The following is a 24,070-nucleotide window of genomic DNA, read 5'->3' as shown; positions in this document are numbered from 1 at the left end:
ACATGTGTGGCATCGCAGGCACTTACCGATGGCCGGACGGGAAGGCCGTGACCGACAGGCTCACCGCAACCCTCGCCCACCGCGGTCCGGACGGGGCGGGCCGGTACAGCCACCCCGCCGGTGACGGCGAAGTGCACCTCGGGCACCGCCGGCTGGCCATCATCGACCTGTCCGACACCGGCGCCCAGCCGATGGCCTCGGACGGCCTCGTCCTGACGTACAACGGCGAGCTGTACAACGCGCCCGAGCTGCGTGCCGAGCTGGCGGCCAGGGGGGTGCGCTTCCGCGGTACCTCCGACACCGAGGTGGTGCTCGAGGCCTGGCGGCGCTGGGGCACGGACTGCCTGCCCCGGCTGCGCGGCATGTTCGCGTTCGGGATCTTCGACGAGCGCACCGGTGACCTGGTGCTCGCCCGTGACCAGCTCGGCATCAAGCCGCTGTTCCTGCTCCGGCGCGGCGAGGGCCTGGTGTTCGCCTCCGAACTGAAGTCGCTCGCCGCCGCGACCGGCGGGCCGCTGCAGGTGGACCATGCGGCGCTGGTGGCCTCGCTGCTGTACTACTGGGTGCCGGACTCACGCTGCGCGTTCCGCGAAGCGGAGAAGCTGCCGCCGGGGAGCTGGCTGAGGTGCCGGCCCGACGGCCGGGTGGAGCGCGGCCGGTTCTGGCATCTGAAGGACGTCGCCGCCGAGGGCCGGGAGCGCGCCCTGGCCGGCGAGCAGCCGGACCTGGCCGCCATCGTCGAGGAGTCGACCCGACGCCACCTGCTCTCCGACGTACCCGTGGCGACGTTCCTCTCCGGCGGTCTCGACTCCAGCTATCTGACCGCGCTGGCGGCCCGCCACCGACCCGGGATCTCCGCCTACACGATCGGGTTCCGCGCCGAGGACGCCAAGTTCGAGGCGATGCCGGACGACCTGCGTTATGCCCGGCGGGTGGCGGAGCGGTTCGGCGTCGACCTGCACGAGATCGAGATCGCCCCGAATGTGCTCGACCTGCTGCCGCGGATGACGTACCACCTGGACGAGCCGATCGGCGACCCCGCCGCGATCAACACCTTCCTGATCTGCTCGGCCGCCCGGGAGGCCGGAGTCAAGGTGATGCTCTCGGGGATGGGCGCCGACGAACTGTTCGCCGGATACCGCAAGCACCTGGCCAACCTGCTGGCGCTGCGCTACCAGCGCGTCCCGCGGCCCCTGCGGCGGGGCCTGTCGGCGACCGTGGACCGGCTGCCGGTCGCCACGTCCCGCCGGGGGTTCCGGTCGGTGCGCTTCGCGAAGCGGTTCCTCTCCTTCGCCGAGCTGCCGGAGGAGACCGCGTTCCGGCGCAGCTACACCATGTACGACCAGGACGAGCTGCTCGCCCTGGTCGATCCGGACCTGGCCGGGACGGTCGAGGACGTGCTGACCGAGCACGCGGACATCTACCAGGACAACGACCTCGACGACTTCGTCAACCGCATGTGCCTGGGCGACGCCCGGATGTTCCTGCCGGGCCTGAACCTCGCTTACACGGACCGGTCGAGCATGGCCGCGTCGACCGAGGTGCGGGTGCCGTACGTGGACGTCGAGGTGGTCAAGGCGGCCTTCGCCGTCCCGGGCGATCGCAAGATCGTCGGACGGCAGGGCAAGGCCGTCCTCAAGGAGGCGGCCACCTCGATCCTGCCCCGGGAGATCGTGTACCGGCCCAAGGGCTTGTTCAGCGCCCCGCTGCGCGCCTGGATGAGCCGGGATCTGGCACCGCTGGTGCGCGAGGTGGTGAACGACGGCCTGCTCGTCCGTTCCGGGTTCCTGCGCCGTGACGCGCTGACGCGGCTCGTGGCCGAGGACGCCGCCGGGCAGCGGGACTTCTCCAAGCATCTGTGGCATGTGCTGACCCTCGAGTACTGGTATCGCGACGCGACCTCTGGGTCCGGCCAGAGCACTCGGTTGACGGCTTAGGAATCAGAGGAGTTCGGGTGAAACAGGTTGTACAGAACTACAAGAGCGGCGAGCTGGCGGTGCTCGACGTGCCGGTGCCGGGGTGCAAGCCGGGTGGTGTGCTGGTCCGCAGCGCCTACTCGCTGATATCCACCGGGACCGAGCTCATGAAGGTGTCCGAGGCCGGCATGTCGATGCTGGGCAAGGCCCGCTCCCGCCCGGACCAGGTGGCCAAGGTCATGCAGAGCGTGGCCGCCAACGGGGTGCCCGCCACCTACCGCAAGGTGATGGGCAAGCTGGACTCCTTCACGCCGCTGGGCTACTCGCTGTGCGGGGTGGTCGAGCAGGTCGGCGCCGGGATCGACGATGTGGCGGTCGGTGACCTCGTGGCCTGCGCCGGCAACGAGCACGCGTTGCACGCCGAGCTGAACTGGGTGCCGAAGAACCTCTACGCCCGGGTGCCGGACGGCCTCGCTCCGCGGCACGCCGCCTTCGGCACCGTCGGGTCGATCGCGCTGCAGGGCGTCCGCCAGGGCGAGTCACAGCTCGGCGAAGTGGCACTGGTCATCGGCCTCGGGCTGATCGGGCAGCTGGTGGTGCAGCTTCTTGCCGCCTCGGGCGTCCGTGTCGTCGGGGCCGATCCCGACCCGGTGCGCTGCGAGCTCGCCGAGCGCCTGGGCGCTGTGACCTGCAGAGATCCGGCGTCCGCGGCCGTGGAAGCGGCCGTCGCCGAGCTCACCGGCGGTCACGGCGCGGATCAGGTGTACCTGGCCGCCGGCGGCGGCAGCAACCAGCCCGTCGAGCTGGCCGCCCGGCTGAGCCGGGACCGCGGCCGGGTCGTCGACATCGGCAAGTGCCGCCTGGACCTGCCGTGGAACGCGTACTACGAGAAGGAACTCGACGTCCGGTTCTCCCGCAGTTACGGCCCCGGGCGCTACGACCCGGAGTACGAGCTCGAGGGGCGGGACTACCCGATCGGCCATGTGCGCTGGACCGAGCGCCGCAACCTGGCGTGCTTCCTCGACCTGGTCGCCCGCGGCAGCGTCGACGTGGAGCCCTTGGTGTCCCATGTCGCCGACTTCGCTGACGCCGTCGAGACGTACCAGCGTCTGAAGGACGGCGGCCTCAAGGCCGTGGCGGTGCTGTTCCGGTACCCCGCCGACCCCGACCAGGCTGCCGAAGCGGAGGCCCCAGTCGTGGCCGTGCCCGCGGTGCGGCGCAACGGCACGGTGTCCGCCCCGGCCCGGGCCGCCAGGACGCCGGTGCGCCTCGCGTTCGTCGGCGCGGGAAACTACGCGACGTCGATGCTGCTGCCGCACCTGGCCCAGCGCGACGGCGTCAAGCTGTCGACGGTCGTCACCACGACGGCGCTGTCCGCGGCCAACGCGCAGCGGAAGTTCGGCTTCGCCGAGGCGACCACCGACCTAGACGCCGTGCTCGGCGACCCGTCCATCGACGCGGTGTTCGTGGTCACCCGGCACAGCTCGCACGCCGAACTGACCCGAAAGGCGCTGCTGGCCGGCAAGACCGTGTTCGTGGAGAAGCCCCTGGCTCTCACCGAGGACGAGCTGGCCGGAGTGCTCGCGGCGGTGGAGGAGTCCGGCAACGACCGTCTGCAGGTGGGCTTCAACCGCCGGTTCGCGCCGCTGCTGCAGGAGGCCAGGAAGCGGTTCGGCGCCCGCACCGGGCCGGCGAGCCTGCGCTACCTGGTCAACGCGGGCCGACTCGACCACGGCAGCTGGTATCTCCAACAGGGCACCGAGGGCTCGCGGTTCGCCGGCGAGGGCGGGCACTTCATCGACACGGCGAGCTGGTTGCTCGAGGCCGACCCGGTCTCGGTGTACGCGGTCGCCACGTCCGGCAACGAGGACCTGCAGATCGTGCTGCGCTACCCGGACGGGTCCACCGCCACCATCAGCTACGTCACCACCGGCGCGGCCGGCTTCCCCAAGGAGACGCTGGACCTGGTCGCGGACGGCAAGGTGCTGCAGCTCGACGACTTCGTCCGTACCGCGGTGTACGGCCGCAAGCGGTGGCTCAGTTCGCGGCTGCCCAAGGCCCGGGACAAGGGCCAGTCCGCCGAGCTGGCCGCGTTCGTCAAGGCCGTGCGGACCGGCGGGCCGATGCCGGTGCCTCTGGAGTCGCTGGTCGCCACCACGGCGGCCACCCTCGCCGTGCAGGCCGGCCTGGCCGGCGGTGCGCCGGTGACGCTGGCGAGGACGCGATGACTGTGAGCTCGGGGAGTCCGGGCTGGTACCTGCGGCGGCTGTCCCGGATGGCACCGCGGGAGGTCGGCGGCCGGGTGGGCGACGCGGTGCGCAGACGGCGGTGGCGGTCGGCGCGGCCGGACTGCCCGAGTGTGACCGGCGCCCGGTTCACCTCGTTACTGCCCGCCGGGACGATCGCCGCCATACCTCCGGACGCCGCGAAACGTCTGATCGCCGAGGCGGACCGGCTGATGTACGGGCACGCCGAGTATTTCGGGGTGGTCCGCGACGATCTGGCCGACCCGGACTGGTGGTGCGACCCGAAGACCGGGCGCCGGGCTCCGTGGGGCTACGCCTTCGACGTGCCGTACCGGAACGAGGAAGCGGTCGGGGACATCAAGCAGATCTGGGAACTGTCCCGGCATCAGTACCTCACCGTGCTCGCCGCCGCCTACGCGATCACCGGGAACGAGCGGTACGCCGAGCGAGTGGCCGTGCACCTGCGGTCGTGGTGGGTGGCCAACCCACCGCTGCGCGGAGTGCACTGGATCAGCGGCATCGAGCTGGGCATCCGGCTGCTGTCCTGGGTGTGGATCCGCCGGCTGCTCGAAGGCTGGCCGGGCGCGGCCGGGCTGTTCGAGGACAACCCGGTGGCGCTGAACCAGATCTGGCACCACCAGCGCTGGCTGGCAGCCTTCCCCAGCCGGGGATCTTCGGCGAACAACCACGTCATCGCCGAGGCCGCCGGGCAGTTAGCAGCGGCCTGCGCGTTCGGCTGGTTCCCCTCGTCGGCGCGTTGGCGAGCCGACGCCCTGCGGTCGCTGGAGCGGCATCTGCGAAGCAACACCTTCGCCTCCGGCCTCAACCGCGAGCTGGCCACCGAGTATCACGGACTTGTGCTGGAGCTCGGCCTGACCGCGGTGGCCGAGGCGGACGCCGCTGACGTGCCGGTCCCCGCGTCCATCCGGCTGGTGCTGCTGCGGATGACCGACGCGCTCGCGGCCATCGTGGACAACCGGCTCCGGCCGCCGCGCCAGGGGGACGCGGACGACGGGCACGGTCTGGTCGTGGACGGCGCGGGCACCGACCGCTGGGCCTCGCTGCTGGCCACCGGGGACGCCGTGTTCGGCCGGCTCGCCTGGTGGCCGGCGGTGACCGGCACCGATGTGCGCACCCCGCTGCTGGCCGCGCTGATCCGGCCGTACGCGGAAAGGGGAAACGCGCCGGCCGTGACCCGCCCGGCAAGCCGGCCAGGCCACTTCGCCGACGCGGGCATGACCATCCTGCGCGGTCCGGAGGAGATCTGGTGCCGCTGCGACGGTGGTCCGCACGGATTCCTGTCCATCGCCGCGCATGCCCACGCGGACGCGCTGTCCGTGGAGGTCCGGCACGACGGGGTCGACGTGCTCGCCGACCCGGGGACGTTCTGCTACCACGGGCAACCCGAGTGGCGGCAGTACTTCCGGTCGACCCTCGGCCACAACACCCTGCAGCTGGACGGCGGTGACCAGTCCGTCTCCGGCGGCCCGTTCCTGTGGACCCGGCATGCCCGCAGCCGCGTGCTGGCCGCGGACACATCCGGCGCCTCCGACAGGGGGATGGCCCGCTGGTGTGCCGAGCACGACGGTTACCAGCGCTCCGTGCACCGCCGCCGGGTGGAGCTGACGGCCGCGAGCAAGGAACTGAGGGTGGTCGACGAGGTGCGCGGCCCGCGCGGGGCCGTGCAGCTGGCGTTCCACCTCGGCCCTGCGATCGCCGCGGACCTCGTGGGGAACCGGGCCCTGCTCACCTGGACCCGGGACGGCGAGGGGCGCTCCGCGGTGCTCGACCTGCCCGGGGAGCTGTCATGGCGGGCGCATCGCGGCGAGACCGACCCGCCGCTGGGCTGGTACTCCGCCGGCTTCGGACGCAAGGAACCCGCCACCACGCTGGTCGGCAGCGGCTTCGCCGACGGCGCGGCGGGGTTCACCACCGTGCTCAGGTTCCGCGGCTAGGGGGGCGCGTGGGGATCAAGAGGGGGCGCTGGGCGTTGGCGGCGGCGCCGCTGGCGCTGGCCCTGCTGGCGGTGTCGGGCTGTGACAGCACACCGCGCGCACGGCCACAGCAGACCGCTGAGCCATCCACGCCGGTGGCCCGGGTGTGCGCCGGACCCGCGGCCGGGCCGGCGAAGGCGCCGGCGGGCGCGGTGACGGTCGACCCCGCGGTGACCGGCGACCTGGCCGCGAAGACCAAGAGCAGCCCCCCGAACACCACGTTCTGGCTTCGGCCGGGCATGCACAGGCTCGAGCCGGACCGCTACGCCCAGGTCATCCCCAAGGAGGGGGACAGCTACCTCGGCGCGCCGGGCGCGGTGCTCGACGGCCGGAAGACCAACCAGTACGCGTTCGGCGGCACCGCCCGCAACGTCACCATCCGCTACCTGACCGTGCAGGGCTTCGTCGCTCCGCACGACGAGGGCGTGGTCAACCATGACTCGGCCGACGGGTGGGTGATCGAGCACGCGACGATCCAGAACAACTCCGGCGCCGGGCTCATGGCCGGTGCCCGCCAGCAGGTCCGCGCCAGCTGCCTGCGCGGCAACGGTCAGTACGGCATGAACGCGTACAAGGCCACCGGCCGGATCAGCGGCCTGGTGGTCGAGGGCAACGAGATCGTGGGCAACAACAGGGACGACTGGGAGCGGCGGCAGCCGGGCTGCGGCTGCACCGGAGGCGTCAAGTTCTGGGCCGTCGACGGCGCCGACGTACGCGGCAACTGGGTGCACGACAACCGCGGACCCGGGTTGTGGGCGGACACCGACAACAACGACTTCCTCATCGAGAACAACGTGCTCGAGGCCAACGACGGTGCCGCGCTGATCTACGAGACCAGCTACAACGCGGTCATCCGGAAGAACACGATCCGGCGGAACAACTGGGTCGAGGGCCGCAGGTACGCCGACCGCGGCGACGACTTCCCCTTCGCGACCATCTACGTGTCCGAATCCGGCGGAGAACCACGGATCCGAGCCCGCACGGACAAGATCGAGATCTACCGGAACGTGCTGGAGAACAACTGGTCCGGGATCACCCTGTGGGAAAACGCGGACCGGTTCTGCAACAGCCCGGCCAACACCTCGTCCGGTGACTGCACATTGCTGGTGGGGAAGACCGGTCGCTGCGCACAGCCGGCGATCGCCACCGCACCGCTCTACGCCGACTGCCGGTGGAAGACCCAGCGGGTGGACATCCACGGCAACCGCTTCGTGCTGGACAAGTCCGTCGTCGACTGCACGGTGAAGTGCGACCGAATGGCCATGCTGGCCAACTACGGCACCTACCCGGACTGGTCGCCGTACCAGGGCGATCGGGTGGCCGAGGCGATCACCCTCAAGCAGCACAACCGCTGGTACGACAACGTCTACATCGGACCATGGAAATTCGTCGTCCACGATCCGAGCCGGATACTCGACTTCGGGCAGTGGCTGGGCACGTACCAGCAGGACGCGGGCAGCACCTTCCGCGCACAGGACGGTGGTTGAGATGGGCGCGGACCACACGCCGAAGATCGTCGGAACTGTCTGGGGGCTGCTGGTCCTCAACACGCTCGGCTCCGCCGGGGCGAAGACCATCATCCCACTGCCCCGCTCCCTCATCCAGATGGTCACCATGGGCGCGCTGGTCGCCGCGTTCGCGCTGGCGCTCGCGGTCAACCTCCGGCTGCGCGTCCGGGCCAGCGCCTACCTGTTCGCGCTCACCCTGCTGCTGGTGTCGAGCGTGATCTCCAGCGCGAACCTGGAGTCCGGGTTCGGCGCGCTGTTCCGCTGCGCCCGGCTGGCGCTCTTCGTCGGCACGCTGTGGCTGCTCAGCCGCTGGTGGGACGGCGGCCTGACGTTCGTCCGGCACCACATCCGGATGTACTTCGCGGTGCTCGGGTCGGTGGCCGCCGGCCTGGTCGTCTCGCCGGGCGCGGCCCTGCCCGATCTCTACGGCGGACGCCTTGTCGGCGCGTTGTGGCCGCTCACCCCGCCGCAGATCGGACAGTACGCCGCGGTGATCATCGGGCTCACCGTGCTGCTCGTACTGGGCCGCAGGACCGACAGGGCCGGCGCGACGGTGATCATCGTGCCGTCACTCGTCCTGCTCGCGTTGACCCACACCCGGACGGCCACGCTCGGCCTGCTCATCGGGTTGGTGCTGGCGATCGGCTCGCTCATGCTGACCAGCGCCGCGGCCCGGCGGTTCTTCAGCTGGGCGGTGCTGTGCGCCGCGGTGGCCGCCGTGGGGTTCGCCTCCGCGCTGCAGTCGTGGTTCCTGCGCGGACAGAGCAAGGAGAACTTCTCCAACCTCACCGGTCGGGCCAAGGTCTGGGACGCCCTGCTGGCCGCGCCCCGGTCGGGCTCGGAGAAGTTGTTCGGCGTGGGCCTGGGCGACAAGTCGTTCGGTGGGCTGCCGATCGACAACAGCTGGCTGGCCGTCTACAACGAGCAGGGTCTGATCGGCGTCACCCTGGTCGCAGTGATCATCATAGTGCTGGGCGGCGTCGCGTTGCTGCGGCCACCGTCGCTGCAGAGGGCCTGCGCGATCTTCCTGATCAGCTACTGCGCGATCGCCTCGTACACCGAGGCCGGGCTGGGCGACGCCTCGCCGTATCTGCTGCATCTGGCCCTGGCCGGCTCACTGCTCGCGGCACCTGCCGCTGCCGCTCCGCTCGCGACGCCCGAAGTCCCTCAACGACATGTCCCGAGCTGGGCCCGGAGATCGGAGGTGACCTGAGCATGCACGTCCTCGTGGTGCACAACCGCTACGCCTCGGCGCAGCCAAGTGGGGAGAACAAGGTCGTCGACCAGGAGGTGGAACTGCTGCGCGGTGCCGGTCACCGGGTCGAGGTGTTCGAGCGGCGCAGCGACGACATCGCCGCCATGTCCCTCCTCGCCAAGGCCGCGATGCCCCTGCTGGTGCCGTGGAACCCGGCGGTCCGCGCGGAGCTCACCGCCCGGCTTCGCAGCGAGCGGCCGGACGTGGTCCACGTCCACAACGTCTTCCCGCTCCTTTCGCCCGCGGTGCTTGCCGCCTGCGCCGACGCCGGCGTGCCCGCCGTCGCAACGCTGCACAACTACACCCAGGTCTGCCCGCCCGGCACGCTGCAGCGGGACGGCCGGCCGTGCGTCGAGTGCGTCGGCTCCGCACCGCTGCCCGCCGTCCGGCACGGCTGCTACCGCAGTTCCCGCCTTGCGACGGTGCCGCTCGCGGTCAGCCTGTCGGTCAACCGGCGGCGGTGGTGGTCCGGCGTGGAGCGGTTCTTCTGCATCTCCGCGGCGCAGCGCGACGTCCTGGTGCGGTCAGGCATGCCGGCCGAACGGCTGGCGGTGAAGCACAACTTCGTCCCCGACCCGGACGCCCGCCGAGCGGGCGCCGGCGAGCATCTGCTCTATCTCGGACGGCTCGCGGAGGCCAAGGGCGTGCGGCTGCTCACGGCCGCGTGGGACGAGATCGCCGCTGACGGCGGTGTGGGCGTGCCCCTCGTGGTCGCCGGTGCGGGGCCGTTGGAGCGTGAGGTGGCCGCCTGGGCGGCGGGCCGGGAAGACGTGCGGTATGTCGGCCTGTACGACCCGGCGGAGTGCCGGCAGGCCATCGCGCGGTCGGTCGCCGTGGTCGCTCCTTCCACGTGGCTGGAGGCGTTCGGCCTGGTGGTCGTGGAGGCGATGGCGGCGGGGGTCCCGGCCGTCGCCGCCGGCCACGGCGCCTTCGTCGAACTCGTCGAGGACGGAGTGACCGGGCTGCTGCACCGGCCGGGCGAGCCCGCCTCGCTCGCGTCCAGCCTGCGCCGGATCACGGCCGAGACGGCCCGCAACCGGGAGATGGGGCAGGCGGCCCGGCGCCGTTACGAGCAGGACTTCAGCCCGGCCGTCGGGCTGGAGCGCCTGGTGGAGGGATACCGCACCGCGATCGCGGGTCGGTCCGGCGGCGGGGGCAGCCCGTCGCCGGTAGGGGACCAAAGCACTGGCTCGTGGCGGGGACACCCGCGCGAGCGGGATGGGGGGCAATAGATGACACGATGCCGACTGTGCGGCTCGTCGGCGACGGCGAGCGTCGTCGATCTGGGGGCGACCCCGCCGTGCGAGAGCTTTCTCGCCGCGGACCAGCTGGACCGGCCGGAGCCGACGTACCCGTTGCACCTGCGCGTCTGCACCGACTGCTGGCTGGCGCAGATACCTCCGCTGATCACGCCGGAGGAGACGTTCAGCGAGTACGCGTACTTCTCCTCCTACTCGACCTCCTGGGTGGAGCACGCGCGCACGTTCGTCGCGGACGCCGTGGAGCGGGTGGGTCTCGGCCCGGACGCCTTCGTGGTCGAGGTCGCGAGCAACGACGGGTACCTGCTGAAGCACGTGGTGGACCGCGGGATCCGCTGCCTCGGCATCGAGCCGTCGGTGAACGTCGGCGCCGCGGCGCGTGAGGCGGGAGTGCCCACGCTCACGAAGTTCCTGGACCCGGACACCGGCGCCGCCGTTCGCACCGAGCACGGCCCGGCGGACCTGGTCGTCGCCAACAACGTGTACGCGCACATCCCCGACGTGGTCGGGTTCACCCAGGGTCTGCGCGCCCTGGTCGCCGACGACGGCTGGGTCTCCATCGAGGTGCAGCACCTGCTGACCCTGATCGAGGAGAACCAGTACGACACGATCTACCACGAGCACTTCCAGTACTACACGGTCGCGTCCGCGACCCGGGCGCTGGCGAGCGGCGGACTCACGCTCGTGGACGTCGAACTGCTGCCCACGCACGGCGGCTCCATCCGGCTGTGGGCCCGGCCGGCCGAGGTGGCCGGCGAGCCGGCCCCGCAGGTGGCCGACGTGCTGGGCCGGGAGAAGGCCGCCGGACTGCAGGAGCTGTCCGGTTACACCGAGTTCTCCGCCCGGGTGGCCAAGGTGCGCCGGGACCTGCTGCGGTTCCTCGTCGAGGCGGCCGAGCGCGGCGAGACGGTCGTCGGCTACGGCGCCCCGGGCAAAGGCAACACCCTGCTCAACCACTGCGGCATCCGGCCAGACCTGCTCCCGTACACGGTCGACCGCAACCCCTACAAGCACGGCAGGTTCACCCCGGGGACCCGCATCCCGGTCCTGCCGCCCGATCAGATAGCCGCCGACAGACCGGACTACGTCCTCGTCCTCCCGTGGAATCTGCGGGCCGAGCTGGTCGAGCAGCTGTCCTTCGTGCACGAATGGGGCGGCCGGCTGGTCTTCCCCATCCCGGAACTGAGCATTGTCGAGGTCAAGGCATGAAGGTCGTTCTGTTCTGCGGCGGATACGGGATGCGGATGCGCAGCGGAGCCTCCGACGACATGCCCAAGCCGATGGCGATGGTCGGCCCGCGGCCGCTGATCTGGCACGTCATGCGCTACTACGCGCACTTCGGGCACACGGAGTTCATCCTGTGTCTCGGGTACGGGGCTCACCACATCAAGAACTTCTTCCTCAACTACGAGGAGACGACGTCCAACGATTTCGTGCTGCGAGGCGGGCGGACCGAGCTGCTGTCCACCGACATCGCCTCCTGGACGATCACGTTCGCGCAGACCGGCATCGACTCACCGATCGGGGAGCGGCTGCGCCGGGTGCGGCACCACCTGGACGGCGACGAGATGTTCCTCGCCAACTACGCCGACGTGCTCACCGATGCCCCGCTGCCGGAGATGATCGACCGGTTCGCCCGGCGCGACGCCGGTGCGTCGATGATGGTGGTGCCGCCGCAGTCCTCGTTCCACTGCGTGGACCTGGGCGATGACGGCCTGGTGGGGGGCATCACCGCGGTGAGTGAGCTGCCGCTGTGGGAGAACGGCGGCTACTTCGTGCTCCGCCAGGAGGTCTTCGACCACATCCCGGAGAACGGGGACCTGGTCTCTGACGGTTGCGCCCAACTGGCCAAGCGCGGACGGCTGGTGGCGCACCAGCACCGCGGCTTCTGGAAGCCGACCGACACCGTGAAGGAGCGGGCCGCGCTGGACGAGGCCTACGCCCGGGGTGACCGTCCGTGGGCCGTGTGGGAACACGGTGGCGCGGGGGCGGGCGATACCGGGAGCCGGGCCGGCGCCGGGGCGGGGACCGCGTGATCCGGCTCGGGGCCGGGCGCCTGGACAGGATCGTCGCGGTAGGCGCGCACTGCGACGACATCGCCATCGGCGCCGGGGGCACCCTGCTGACGATGTGCCTCGCTCGGCCGGGTATCCGCGTCGACGTGCTGGTCCTCTCCGGCGGCGGCAGCGAGCGGGAGCAGGAGGAGCAGGCCGCGCTCGCCGCCTTCTGCCCGGGCGCCGACCTGCGGCTGACCGTGCACAAGCTGCCTGACGGCCGGCTGCCCGCGCACTGGGACGAGGCCAAGGCCGCGCTCGAGGAGCTGCGCGGGCAGACCGACCCCGATCTCGTCCTTGCCCCGCGTACCGATGACGCGCACCAGGATCACCGCGGCCTGGCGAAGCTGGTGCCCACCGCGTTCCGCGACCATCTGGTGCTCGGCTACGAGATCGTCAAGTGGGACGGCGATCTCGGCCGTCCGGCGGCGTACCAGCCGCTGTCGCCGGAGATCGCCGAACGGAAGGTGCGGCTGCTGCAGGAGCACTACCCCTCGCAGCGGCACCGGCCCTGGTACGACCGCGAGGCCTTCCTCGGGCTGGCCCGGATCCGCGGCATCGAAAGCAACGCGCGCTACGCCGAGGCGTTCGCCGTCACCAAACTCACTCTCGACCTGGGGGAATGAACCTTGCGCGTACTGCTGACCGGACACCAGGGCTACCTGGGCACCGTGATGGCCCCGGTCCTCACGGCCGCCGGACACGAAGTCGTCGGCCTTGACGCCGGCCTGTTCGCCGACTGCGTGCTGGGCCCGACGCCCGCGGACCCGTCCGGGCACCGGGTGGACCTGCGCGACGTCACGGCCGAGCACGTGGCCGGGGTGGACGCCGTGATCCACCTGGCCGCCCTGTCCAACGACCCGCTGGGATCGTTGGCCCCGGAGCTCACCTACGACATCAACCACCACGCGTCCGTGCGGCTGGCCCGGCTGGCCCGCGAGGCCGGAGTGCGGCGCTTCCTGTACGCGTCGACGTGCTCGGTCTACGGCGCCGCAGGCGGCGACGACCTGGTGACCGAGGACGCCCCGTTGCGGCCGGTGACACCGTACGCGGAGTCCAAGGTGCGCGTGGAGGACGACCTGCACGCGCTGGCCGACGGCGACTTCACTCCGGTGTTCATGCGCAACGCCACCGCCTTCGGCTACTCACCCCGGCTGCGCGCCGACATCGTGCTGAACAACCTGGTGGGCCATGCGCTCCTGTCCGGCGAGGTCCTGGTGCTCTCCGACGGCACCCCCTGGCGCCCGCTGGTGCACGCCGCCGACATCGCACGGGCCTTCGCGGCCGCGCTGGTCGCGCCGCGGGAATCGGTGCACGACCGGGCGTTCAACATCGGCAGCGAGATCAACAACGTCACGGTCGCCGAGATCGCCGGGCAGGTCGCCGAGGCGGTGTCCGGCTCGCGGGTGGTGATCACCGGCGAAACCGGCGCCGATCCGCGGTCGTACCGGGTGGACTTCTCCCGGTTCCGCGCCGCGGTGCCCGGCTTCGACTGCGAGTGGACGGTGAAGCAGGGAGCGCTCGAACTCGCCGACAACTACCGTAAGTACGGGCTGACCCGGGAGGACTTCGAGCGACGCTTCACCCGGCTGGCCGTGCTGCGCGCGGCGTCCGACGCCGGCGCGATCGACGGCACCCTGCGGTGGCGCCGATGACCGCGGCAGGCGAGGAGATGCACGCGCTGGTGGAGCGGTTGTACCCGCTGTGCCGGAGCATCACCGGCGACGGTGTGCGCGCCACCCTGGAGATCGTCGGCGAGTACGTCCCGCTGCAGGTGCACGAGGTGCCGACGGGGACTCAGGTGCTCGACTGGACGGTGCCGCAGGAGTGGAACATCCGGGACGCGTACGTCGCCGACTCCGCCGGCAGGCGGGTCGTCGACTTCGCCGAGTCCAGCCTGCACGTGCTCGGCTACAGCGTGCCGGTGTCGGCGACCATGCCGCTGGCCGAGCTGCGTGGCCACCTGCACACCCTGCCGGACCACCCGGCCTGGGTGCCGTACCGCACCAGCTACTACAAGCCGGAATGGGGGTTCTGCCTGGCCCAGGAGACCCTGGACGCGCTGCCGGACGGCGAGTACGAGGTGCGCATCGACTCCACGCTCACCGACGGCCATCTCACCTACGCTGAACACGTGGTCCCCGGGCAGGTCGCCGACGAGGTGATCGTCTCCTGCCACGTCTGCCACCCGTCGCTGGCCAACGACAACCTGGCCGGCATCGCCGTGGCGACGTTCCTGGCCCGGGCGCTGGCGGAGGAAAGGCCCTACTACACCTACCGGTTCCTGTTCGCGCCCGGCACCATCGGGGCGATCACCTGGCTGGCCCGCAACGCGGCGCGTGTGAATGGGGTATCCCCTGCTCGAGCAGAGCCGAGAGCTGGGGGAAAGGTCAAGCACGGGCTGGTGCTGGCCTGCGCCGGCGATCCGGGCCGGCTGACGTACAAGCAGAGCAGGCGCGGCGACGCGGAGATCGACCGGGTGATGCGGCATGTGCTGGACGCCTCCGAACGCCCGTACCACATCGCCGAGTTCACTCCGTACGGCTACGACGAGCGGCAGTTCTGCTCGCCCGGGTTCGATCTCGGCGTGGGCTCGCTCAGCCGGACCCCGTACGCCGGGTACCCCGAGTACCACACCTCTGCGGACAACCTGGACTTCGTCTCCCCGGAGGCGATGGCGGACACCCTCGCCGTCTGCCGCGAGGCATTCGCCGTCCTCGACCGCAACCGGCGGTACGTCAACCTCAGCCCCTATGGCGAACCACAGCTGGGCCGACGCGGTTTGTACGACTCGCTCGGTGGCCGCAGCGACGCGAAGCAGGCCCAGATGGCCATGCTCTGGGTGCTCAGTCTCTCCGACGGCGAGCACAGTCTGCTGGACGTCGCCGAGCGGTCCGGGCTGCCGTTCGACACCGTCGCCGTCGCGGCCGACACCCTGTGCGACGCCGAATTGATCAAGGCATGACGCCGATGACCACCGAGCGGGAGCAGTCGACGGCACCGGCCGGATCCGCCAGGCGGGCCCTCGTCGGCCGGCTGTCCTGGGGCCTGGCCGACCAGGCGGCCTCAAGCGTCAGCAACTTCGTGGTGGGCATCTACGTGGCCCGCTCGCTGGGGGTGACCGCGTTCGGCGTGTTCAGCCTCGCCTGGGTGACGTACGGCGTGGTGCTCAACGTCTCCCGCGGCCTGGCCACCGATCCGCTCGTGGTGCGCTTCAGCGGCGTGCCCGACGCGTCCTGGCGCGGGGCGGTGGCCCGGTCCACGGGTACCGCGCTCGGCGTCGGCGCGGCCATCGGCGCGGCGTGCCTGGCGGCCGGGCTCGGCCTCGGCGGCCGGCTGGGGCCCGCGTTCGTCGCCCTCGGTGTCATGTTGCCAGGGCTGCTGCTCCAGGACGCCTGGCGGTTCTCGTTCTTCGCCGCCGGCACCGGGCGGAAGGCGTTCGTCAACGACGTCGTGTGGGCAGTCGCGCTCGTCCCGGCCATGGTGGTGGCGGCCCGTGTGGGCAGCGTGGCCGCCTTCGTGCTCGCCTGGAGCGCGTCCGCCACGGTGGCGGCGGGGTACGGCTACCTCCAGTCCGGCATCCGGCCCCGGCCGGCGGAGGCGCGCGGGTGGCTTCGCGAGCAGCGCGATCTGGGCTACCGGTACCTGGCCGAGAACGTCAGCCTCAGTGGCGCGAGCCAGCTGCGGGCGTACGGACTGGGCGCGATCGTCGGGGTCGGCGCGGTGGGCGCGGTGCGGGGCGCCGAACTCCTGCTCGGCCCGTTCCTGGCGGTGCTCATGGGGCTTTCGCTGGTCACCGTCCCGGAGGCGGCACGGGTGCTGCGGCGGGCCCCGCATCAACTGGGCAGGTTCTGCCTCCTCCTTGGCGGGGGCCAGGCCGCCGGCGCGCTGCTCTGGGGCGCGACGCTGCTGCTGGTGCCGGACCGGCTCGGCGAGCTGGTGCTCGGCGGCGTCTGGCACTCCTCCTCGGAGCTCATCGTGCAGATCACCCTCGGCGTCGCGGGCGCGGGCCTCGGCACCGGCGCGGCGGCCGGACTGCGCGCGCTCGGCGCGGCCCGGCGCAGCCTGCGCTGCCAGCTGTTCGCCTCCGCCTGCTATGTCGGCGGCGGGCTCGGCGGGGCAGCCGCCGCCGGCACGGTCGGCTCGGCCTGGGGCGTCGCCGCCGCAACCGTCAGCGGCTCGGCCGTGTGGTGGCTGCAACTGCGGTCCGCCCTGCGCGAGCGCCACCGCGATCCCATCACCGAAGTGAGGACCTAATGACCGCCCGACCCAGGCTGAGCATCGGCCTGCCCGTGTACAACGGCGAGGAGTACCTGGCCGAGTCGCTCGACGCCCTGCTCGGCCAGACCTACGAGGACTTCGAGCTGATCGTCTCCGACAACGCCTCGACCGACGGGACCCAGGAGATCTGCCGCAAGTACGCCGCGCGGGACTCGCGGATCCGGTATCTCCGGCTGCCCCGGAACATCGGAGCCACTCCGAACCACAACCATGTGTTCGCCCAGTCCCGCGGCGAGCTGTTCAAGTGGGCCTCGCACGACGACCTGTACGGCCGGGACCTGCTGCGGCGCTGTGTGGAGGCGCTGGACGAGCGGCCGGACATCATCCTCGCGCACACCGGCCAGGCGGTCATCGACGGCGACGGCCGGGTGAAGGTCCCCTACGAGTACGGGCTCGCCACCGGCTCTTCGCACGCGCCGGAGCGCTTCCGCAGTCTGTTGTTCGAGCCGGGTGGCGACGACTTCTACGGGGTGATGCGGGCCGACATGCTGCGCCGGGTGAAGCCGCTCGACAGCTACCACCACGCGGACCGCACCTTCGTCGCCGAGATCACCCTGCACGGGCCCTTCCACCAGGTGCCGGAGCTGCTGTACTTCCGCCGCGACCACCCCACGCGGGCCGAGCGGGCGAATCCCGGCAAGCGCGCCCGGTGCGTCAACCTGGACCCGCGCCGGGCGGGCCCGCTGCACCCGACGCCCCGGCTTCTCGCCGAGTACATCTGGGGCTTCGTCGCGGCGATCCGGCGGGCGCCGTTGTCGCCGGCCGACCGGCGCGCGTGCTACCGCCATCTGGGCGCATGGATGACCAGCCGGGTCCGGCCGGGCGCCGGTGAGCGGGTCGAGGACCGCGCCCCGGTCGATCCGGGCCTGCTCACGGTCTCCGTCGACGCCCTCGTCGCCGGCCGTGAGGGGAGGCAGGCATGACGGCCGCGGACAGGGCCCCGGTGCGCGTCGGGGTGTTCGGCCTGCTCGGCTCCGGCAACCTCGGCAACGACGGATCGCTCGAAGCCGTGCTCCAGTATCTCCGCGCCGAACACCCGGAGGCGGTCGTGGACGCGCTGTGCGGCGGACCCGACGCCGTGACGGCCCGGTTCGGAATCCCCGCGACGCGGCTGCACTGGTACCGCGGGGAGTACCGGACCGCGTCGCGTGCGGGCGCGATCGCGGCGAAGGGTCTGGGCAAACTCGTCGACGTCTTCCGCACCGCTGCCTGGGTGCGCGGGCACGACGTGGTGATCGTCCCCGGCATGGGCGTCCTGGAGGCCACGCTGCCGCTGCGGCCGTGGGGCTTCCCCTACTCGCTGTTCCTGCTCTGCGCGAGTGGCCGGCTGCTGCGCACCCGGGTGGCGCTGGTCAGCGTCGGCGCCGCGACGATCGGCAACCGGCCGACCCGGACCCTGGTGCGCTGGTCGGCACGGCTGGCCGCCTACCGGTCGTACCGGGACGCGCAGTCCCGCGACGCGATGCGGGCGATGGGCGTGGACACCGCGCGCGACGAGGTCTACCCGGACCTCGCGTTCGCCCTGCCGACGCCACGGTCCCCCGAGCTCTCGGCTTCTCCGCCAGCCTTCGGCTGGCGGGAGGGGGCCCCAGAGCAGGGAGATACCCCCGTCGCGCCTTCGGACCCGTCGGCCCCGCCGGGCCCGGTCTGCGTCGGCATCATGGACTTCCACGGCGGCAACGACGATCGGGCCAGGGCCGATGAGATATACCGGCGCTACCTCGACGGGACGATCCGGTTCGTCCGCACGCTGGTCGAGGAGGACAGGCCTGTCCGGCTGCTCACCGGTGACGACTGCGACGCGTCGGTGATCGCCGCGATCCTCGGCGCGGTGGACTCGCCGCTGGTCACCGCCGCCGAGCCGTCCTCACTTGCCGACCTGATGAAGGAGATGGCGGCTGCCGACACCGTGGTGGCGATCCGGTACCACAACCTGATCTGCGCGCTGAAGACCGGAACGCCGGTGCTCGCTCTCTGCTATGCGGCGAAGAGCGACGCGCTCATGACAGAGATGGGCCTCGGCGCGTACTGCCACCCGGCGCGCGAGGTCGACGCCGACCGGCTGCTCGAGCAGTTCCGTGCGCTGGAGAAGCGTTCGGCCGAGCTGAGGGGGACCCTCACCGAGCGGAACCTGGCCGCCGCCCGGCGACTGGAGCACCAGTTCAACTCCTTGACCGCGGCCCTGTTCCCTGCGGCCGGCCACGCCCACACCTTGCGGAAGGCTCCATGAAGGCGACCGAAGTCCCGGAGATCACCGGCGCGTATCTCTTCGAGCCGACGCCGTATGCCGACGAACGCGGCTTCTTCTGCCGCACCTTCGACGCCGGTGTGGTCCGCTCGGTGGGCCTCGACCCGGACGCCTTCGTGCAGGACAGCCTGTCCCGCTCGGCGGGGGGCGTGCTGCGCGGCCTGCACCTGCGCTCCGGCGCCGGCGAGGCCAAGCTGGTGCGGTGCTCGTACGGGAGGATCTTCGACGTCGTCGTGGACCTGCGGTCGGACTCCCCGACCTACCGCAACCGGGCCTTCTTCGAGCTGTCCGACCAGACGCAGATGACCCTGTACATCCCGGCGGGGTGCGCGCACGGCTTCCAGGCGCTGACCAGAACCGCCGACGTCTCGTACCGGATCGACCGCCCGCACGATCCGGCCGAGGACGTGACGATCGCGTTCGACGACCCGGAGCTCGCCATTCCCTGGCCGCTGCCGGTCACTTCGATGTCCCAGCGGGACCGGGAGGCGCCGAGCCTCGCCGCGGTCCTGCAGCGAAAAGAGAGCTGAGGTCCGCGTGGACACCGAAGACACCGGCGAGTTCGTCCTGCCCCGGTCCCGGCTGGCGAACGAGCGGCTGCACGCCATGATCCCGGGGGGCGCGCACACCTACGCCAAGGGCGACGACCAGTACCCCGAGAACCTGGCCCCGGTCATCAGCCACGGCCGCGGTGCCCACGTGTGGGACATCGACGGCAACCGCTACATCGAGTACGGCTCCGGCCTGCGGTCGGTCAGTCTCGGCCACGCCCACCCACGCGTGATCGAGGCGGTGCGGCGGGAACTCGACCGCGGCAGCAACTTCGTCCGGCCGTCCATCGTGGAGGTCGAAGCCGCGGAGCGCTTCCTGGCCACGGTGCCGACCGCCGAGATGGTGAAGTTCGCGAAGAACGGCTCCGACGCCACCACCGCCGCGGTGCGCCTCGCCCGCGCCGCCACCGGGCGCCCGCGGGTGGCGCTCTGCGCCGACCATCCGTTCTTCTCCGTCGACGACTGGTTCATCGGCACCACCCCGATGTCCGCCGGCGTTCCGGCGGCGACCGACGAGCTCACCGTGGCCTTCCCTTACGGGGACCTGGCCGCCACGGAGGAACTGCTCACCCGGTACCGGGACGAGGTCGCCTGCCTGATCCTCGAACCCGCCACCCACACCGAGCCGCCGCCCGGTTACCTCGCCGGCCTGCGCGAGCTGGCCGACCGGCACGGCTGCGTACTGATCTTCGATGAGATGATCACCGGCTTCCGCTGGTCCGAGGCGGGCGCCCAGGGCCTGTACGGCGTCGTCCCCGACCTCTCCACGTTCGGCAAGGCGCTGGGCAACGGATTCGCCGTGTCCGCGCTGGCCGGGCGCCGCGATCTGATGGAGCGGGGCGGGCTGCGTCACTCCGGCGACCGGGTGTTCCTGCTGTCCACCACGCACGGTGCGGAGACGCACTCCCTGGCAGCCGCGATGGCCGTGCTCACCACCTACGTCGAAGAGGGCGTCACCGCGCGGCTGCACACCCTCGGCGAGCGGTTGGCCGCCGGTGTCCGCGACGCCGCGGCCGACATGGGCGTCGGCGACCACGTCGTCGTCCGGGGCCGGGCCAGCAACCTGGTCTTTGCCACCCTCGACGAGAACCGGCAGCCGTCGCAGCAGTACCGCACCCTGTTCCTGCGCCGGCTCCTCGCGGGCGGGGTGCTCGCCCCGTCGTTCGTGGTGAGCAGCGCGCTCGGCGACGCCGACATCGATCACACCATCGACGTGGTGGCCCAGGCATGTGCGGTGTACCGGAAGGCACTGGACGCCGCCGACCCCACCCCCTGGCTGGCGGGACGACCGGTGAAGCCCGTATTCCGCCGCTTGGCGTGACGTGACGTGACGTCAGCGATGCTCCCGGCGACCGGCGTCGGCCATCCGGTCGGCCAACCGGTCAGCCGTCCGGTCGACCAGCCACGCGGTCGCCGGTATCACCGCCAGCGCGGTGCACCAGCCGCCGAGGACGTCGGTCGGGTAGTGCGCGCCCAGGGCGACCTGTGCCCAGCCCATGGTGGCACCGGCAACCAGCGCCACGGCGAGCACGAGTAACGTGCCGGCCCTCCTGCCGAGGCCGAGCCGGCCGGTCGCGACCAACGCCACCACGAGGGCGAGCGCGGTGAGGAAGGCGGTGTGCCCGCTCGGGTAGGACAGGTGCCCGTCATGGATCGTGCGTCCCACCACGGACTTGAGCAGCGTCGCCGCCCCCACGGTCATGCCGACGCCCGCGACGAGGAGCACCGCCGCGCGAGGACGCCGAAGCAGCAGGCAGCCCGTCACGGCGGCCCCGACCAGCGTCGCCGCTCCGGCGGGCTCCCCCAGGAAGTCCATGGCCAGAGCGACGTGCCGCCACGGCGGCCGCACACCCTCAACCGCCGGCTGGATCCACGCGTCCACCATGCCGGGCCGGCTGTGGCCGGCGTACAGGACCCCGAGCACGACGACCATCAGCGTGGCGAGGGCCGCGATCAGCCCGAGCCACGCGCGCAGCGATGGGGGCAGCACCGCGGGCGCCGACCGGCCGGTCACACTCCCACCGCAGACCATCCCGCCGATGCGATTCACCTCCCCCTCCCATCGGGGCCGTTGACGCCATGTCACCCAGCCCCTGCCGCGATGCCGCGGCCCGAGAACTGCCCGCTGCCGTCCGCGGGTGCGGCCCCGAACTCGCCGGCCTGTCCATCCCCCTGGCCAAGAGCATCGGAATCAATCTCTGCTTGCCACCCTGCCCAACGATGCGGTCGCGGCAAACCGCCGTCGGCTCCGGCAATCACCGGTGGGCGCGTCATCGGCGGTGTACGCCAGAACTCCACTCAGTCCACGATGCCGTGTTCCCAGGCCCACGCCGCGATCTCCACTCGGTTGCGGGCCGGGAGTTTGTCCTGGATACGGCTGAGGTGGCTCTTGATCGTGCTGAGGGACAGCGTCAGTTCCCCGGCGACCTCGTGGTTGGTGCGACCGCGGGCGACCAGCGTCACCACTCTGAGCTCCTGCGGGGTGAGCCGTCGCGCGGCCGCGTCCCTGGTGTGGGCGCGCGCGGGACGGCCCAGGTGTTCCAGCAGCCGTACGGTCACGGAAGGGGAGATGAGGGAGTCCCCGTTGACGGCGGCGTGCACGGCCTCGATCAGCAGCCGGGGTCCGGAGTTCTTGACCACGAAGCCGCTGGCGCCGGCCCTCAGCGCGCCGTAGACGTACTCGTCGAGGTCGAAGGTGGTGACGACGACGATCTTCGTCGCGTCCTGGCGCAGCAGCTTCGTCGCCTCCAGGCCGTCGAGCCTGGGCATGCGGATGTCCATCAGGCAGACGTCCGGCCGCAACCGGCGGACCGCCTCCACGGCCTCCACACCGTCGGAGGCCTCCGCGATCACACGGATGTCGTCCTGGCTCTCCAGGATGAGACGGAAGCCCGTTCGCACCATTTCCTGGTCATCGGCGATCACTACTGACACGCTCAAAGCGTCTCCTCACTCCGTCTTTTCACGGCGTACGGGATTCAGTACGCGGGGGCGCGTACGTCACTTCATGGGGAGCGAGGCCGCCAGTTCCCAGCCGCCCTCGGGCATCGGCCCACTGGTGAGTTCACCTCCCAGTTCGGCCACCCGTTCGGTCAGGCCGACCAGTCCGAAGCCGCTCGGCCTGAACCGCATCCGGCCGCGCTGCTGCCGGGCCGCGTCATCGCGCACACGGACCACCAGCCGGTCCCCGTCGGCGGCCAGCAGGACGTGCACGGTGGTGGCCGAGCGGGCGTGTTTGCGGATGTTGGTCAGGCCTTCCTGGACGACGCGCTCCACGGACCGGGCGAGCTGCGGGGACCAGCCGGTGCTGTCCAGCCCGTCCTCGACGTTCAGCCAGGCGTGCTGCCCGGGCGTGGAGAAGCGTCGGACGAGGTTCTCGACGGTGGTCATGGCGGGGGCGACCGGGGCCTGCTGCTCGGCGCCGGGTTCGCGCAGCAGGCGGACCATGCGGCTCATGGCCGCCAGTCCCTCCTGCCCGGTCCTTTCGATGTTGGCGAACAACTGGCGTGCGGTGTCCGGGTCGCGTACCGCGGTGTGCTCCCCGGCCTGGGCCTGGACGACGATCGCGGTGACGTAGTGGGCGACGTGGTCGTGCAGGTCCCGGGCCAGATCGAGCCGCTCGGAGTGGCGCACCCGCTCGGCGGCGGCGCGGCGCCGGCCGTCCTCCGTGCGCAGATAGCCGCCGAGCAGTGCGAAGGCGGCCGGCAAAAGCGGGAACAGCCCGTCGAGCCGGTCCAGCACCGGCAGGTACGACAGGGAGGGTGCCCGGCCGACCAGCCGTATGACGGCCGTGAACAACGCGAGGGCCGACAGCGTGAGCGGCAGTGGCCGCCCGTAGCGGCAGGACAGGCACAGCACACCGAGCAGGGCGACGAGTTCGGCCCAGCCCGGGGTGCGCTGCAGCACGGTGCCCTGCACCAGGGATGTGGTCAGCAGCGAGACTCCCGCCGCGGTCAGGGACATCGCGCAGGCCGTCCACTGGCGGCCGGCCCTGTAGACGGGCAGAACGGCGCCGGCCGTACCCAGGGCGAGAGCGCCGCTCGCGACGACCGCGAGGCCGACGCCGGTCCGGCTGACCACGCCCGCGTCGAGCACCAGCAGCAGCGCACCCACGCAGGCAGCGGCGACGGCCTCGCGGGGCGGCCGCCTGAGAGACAGGAGCACGGGGGACATGGCGAGGAGGATAGAGGGCCGCTCGCGGCACCCACGCGGGGGCCGGGGACTTCGGCTCTCCGGGTGGTCGGGGGCGGATGCGTACTTTCGGCCGATGTCCGGGACACACGTACCGTCTTTCGGTGGCATCGCCGGCCGCCGGTCGGCTCGCAGAATCATCGGCGTACCGACGAACAGTCCCTCATCACCCCAGGAGTTGTCATGCAGCCCCTTTACTCGCGTCCACGTGTCACGTCGCTGGTGGCGGCCGGCGCCGCCGCCGTGGCGGTCGTGTCGCTGACCGGCTGCGGCCTGTTCGGCACGAGCTGGGACGTGAAGATGGAAGTCACCGGCCCTGCGGCCACGAACATCTCCTACAGCTTCGCGGGGGACACCACCGACAAGAGGGTGGGTGAGCAGAGCCTGCCGTGGAGCCGCGCGCAGAACGTCGGATTCGGCTTCGACCAGGTGGGGGTGGGCCACGCGCCCGCCGGGACGGTGTGCCGCATCTATGTCGACGGAAAGCTGAAGGTCGAGCAGAAGAAGCCCGACTCCCACGGGACCGTGTCCTGCTTCGTGAACCTCCAGGACTGAGGAGACGGGGAG

The 24,070-nt window shown here is 71.6% G+C and carries 20 protein-coding genes; 17 read left to right on the top strand and 3 right to left on the bottom strand.

What is annotated here, in order from left to right:
- Positions 1-2: 2 nt before the first annotated feature.
- Genes asnB through ABZ845_RS15065 form a run of 16 tightly spaced genes read left to right on the top strand, consistent with a single transcriptional unit; the run spans position 3 to position 20,633 of the window.
- Positions 3-1,937 (top strand): asparagine synthase (glutamine-hydrolyzing), encoded by a 1,935-nt coding sequence (gene asnB / locus ABZ845_RS15140; RefSeq protein WP_360978529.1) that lies wholly within the window; start codon positions 3-5, stop codon positions 1,935-1,937.
- Positions 1,938-1,954: 17 nt separating this feature from the next.
- Complete coding sequence (locus tag ABZ845_RS15135) at positions 1,955-4,144, top strand: bi-domain-containing oxidoreductase (RefSeq protein ID WP_360978526.1); 2,190 nt, start codon at positions 1,955-1,957, stop codon at positions 4,142-4,144.
- On the top strand, positions 4,141-6,117 hold the full coding sequence (locus ABZ845_RS15130) for an alginate lyase family protein (protein WP_360978523.1): 1,977 nt from the start codon (positions 4,141-4,143) through the stop codon (positions 6,115-6,117). The genes ABZ845_RS15135 and ABZ845_RS15130 overlap by 4 nt, the downstream gene beginning before the upstream one ends.
- An 8-nt stretch (positions 6,118-6,125) precedes the next feature.
- Positions 6,126-7,643, top strand: a complete 1,518-nt coding sequence (locus ABZ845_RS15125) for a right-handed parallel beta-helix repeat-containing protein (protein WP_360978521.1) — start codon at positions 6,126-6,128, stop codon at positions 7,641-7,643.
- A gap of 1 nt (position 7,644) precedes the next feature.
- Positions 7,645-8,877, top strand: coding sequence for an O-antigen ligase domain-containing protein (locus ABZ845_RS15120; protein ID WP_360978518.1), 1,233 nt, complete (start codon positions 7,645-7,647; stop codon positions 8,875-8,877).
- A 2-nt stretch (positions 8,878-8,879) separates the two neighbouring features.
- Positions 8,880-10,151 (top strand): glycosyltransferase, encoded by a 1,272-nt coding sequence (locus ABZ845_RS15115; protein ID WP_360978515.1) that lies wholly within the window; start codon positions 8,880-8,882, stop codon positions 10,149-10,151.
- Positions 10,152-11,387 (top strand): class I SAM-dependent methyltransferase, encoded by a 1,236-nt coding sequence (locus tag ABZ845_RS15110; RefSeq protein ID WP_360978512.1) that lies wholly within the window; start codon positions 10,152-10,154, stop codon positions 11,385-11,387.
- Positions 11,384-12,214, top strand: a complete 831-nt coding sequence (locus ABZ845_RS15105) for a glucose-1-phosphate cytidylyltransferase (protein ID WP_360978510.1) — start codon at positions 11,384-11,386, stop codon at positions 12,212-12,214. Before ABZ845_RS15110 ends, ABZ845_RS15105 begins: the two co-directional genes overlap by 4 nt.
- Positions 12,211-12,858, top strand: coding sequence for a PIG-L deacetylase family protein (locus ABZ845_RS15100; protein ID WP_360978507.1), 648 nt, complete (start codon positions 12,211-12,213; stop codon positions 12,856-12,858). Before ABZ845_RS15105 ends, ABZ845_RS15100 begins: the two co-directional genes overlap by 4 nt.
- Before the next feature lie 3 nt (positions 12,859-12,861).
- Positions 12,862-13,887 (top strand): SDR family oxidoreductase, encoded by a 1,026-nt coding sequence (locus tag ABZ845_RS15095; RefSeq protein ID WP_360978504.1) that lies wholly within the window; start codon positions 12,862-12,864, stop codon positions 13,885-13,887.
- Positions 13,875-15,197 (top strand): DUF4910 domain-containing protein, encoded by a 1,323-nt coding sequence (locus ABZ845_RS15090; protein WP_360978501.1) that lies wholly within the window; start codon positions 13,875-13,877, stop codon positions 15,195-15,197. The genes ABZ845_RS15095 and ABZ845_RS15090 overlap by 13 nt, the downstream gene beginning before the upstream one ends.
- A gap of 5 nt (positions 15,198-15,202) precedes the next feature.
- Positions 15,203-16,489, top strand: coding sequence for a hypothetical protein (locus ABZ845_RS15085; RefSeq protein WP_360978629.1), 1,287 nt, complete (start codon positions 15,203-15,205; stop codon positions 16,487-16,489).
- A complete protein-coding gene (locus ABZ845_RS15080) occupies positions 16,489-17,436 on the top strand; it encodes a glycosyltransferase family 2 protein (RefSeq protein ID WP_360978498.1) in 948 nt (315 codons plus the stop codon). The genes ABZ845_RS15085 and ABZ845_RS15080 overlap by 1 nt, the downstream gene beginning before the upstream one ends.
- On the top strand, positions 17,433-18,743 hold the full coding sequence (locus tag ABZ845_RS15075) for a polysaccharide pyruvyl transferase family protein (protein WP_360978495.1): 1,311 nt from the start codon (positions 17,433-17,435) through the stop codon (positions 18,741-18,743). The genes ABZ845_RS15080 and ABZ845_RS15075 overlap by 4 nt, the downstream gene beginning before the upstream one ends.
- Positions 18,740-19,291 (top strand): dTDP-4-dehydrorhamnose 3,5-epimerase family protein, encoded by a 552-nt coding sequence (locus ABZ845_RS15070; protein ID WP_360978492.1) that lies wholly within the window; start codon positions 18,740-18,742, stop codon positions 19,289-19,291. The genes ABZ845_RS15075 and ABZ845_RS15070 overlap by 4 nt, the downstream gene beginning before the upstream one ends.
- A gap of 7 nt (positions 19,292-19,298) precedes the next feature.
- A complete protein-coding gene (locus ABZ845_RS15065) occupies positions 19,299-20,633 on the top strand; it encodes a glutamate-1-semialdehyde 2,1-aminomutase (protein WP_360978490.1) in 1,335 nt (444 codons plus the stop codon).
- Between the two features lie 12 nt (positions 20,634-20,645).
- Here ABZ845_RS15065 and ABZ845_RS15060 read toward each other — a convergent pair whose 3' ends face one another.
- The 3 genes from ABZ845_RS15060 to ABZ845_RS15050 all read right to left on the bottom strand — a co-directional run bounded on the left by ABZ845_RS15060 (position 20,646) and on the right by ABZ845_RS15050 (position 23,485).
- Positions 20,646-21,326 (bottom strand): phosphatase PAP2 family protein, encoded by a 681-nt coding sequence (locus tag ABZ845_RS15060; protein ID WP_360978626.1) that lies wholly within the window; start codon positions 21,324-21,326, stop codon positions 20,646-20,648.
- A 284-nt stretch (positions 21,327-21,610) separates the two neighbouring features.
- Positions 21,611-22,252, bottom strand: coding sequence for a response regulator transcription factor (locus ABZ845_RS15055; protein WP_360978487.1), 642 nt, complete (start codon positions 22,250-22,252; stop codon positions 21,611-21,613).
- Between the two features lie 60 nt (positions 22,253-22,312).
- Positions 22,313-23,485 carry a histidine kinase gene (locus tag ABZ845_RS15050; RefSeq protein WP_360978484.1) on the bottom strand — a complete coding sequence of 391 codons (1,173 nt, stop codon included), beginning with the start codon at positions 23,483-23,485 and terminating at the stop codon, positions 22,313-22,315.
- Between the two features lie 201 nt (positions 23,486-23,686).
- Here ABZ845_RS15050 and ABZ845_RS15045 point away from each other — a divergent pair, with 201 nt between their 5' ends.
- Positions 23,687-24,058: an MmpS family transport accessory protein gene (locus ABZ845_RS15045; RefSeq protein WP_360978481.1), complete on the top strand. Its 372-nt coding sequence runs from the start codon at positions 23,687-23,689 to the stop codon at positions 24,056-24,058.
- Positions 24,059-24,070: the final 12 nt, after the last annotated feature.

The sequence above is a fragment of the Streptomyces sp. NPDC047022 genome, from assembly GCF_040644155.1.
GTDB lineage: Bacteria > Actinomycetota > Actinomycetes > Streptomycetales > Streptomycetaceae > Streptomyces.
The sequence above is the reverse complement of the archived record's forward strand: the minus strand, read 5'-3'. Positions and strand labels throughout refer to the sequence as shown.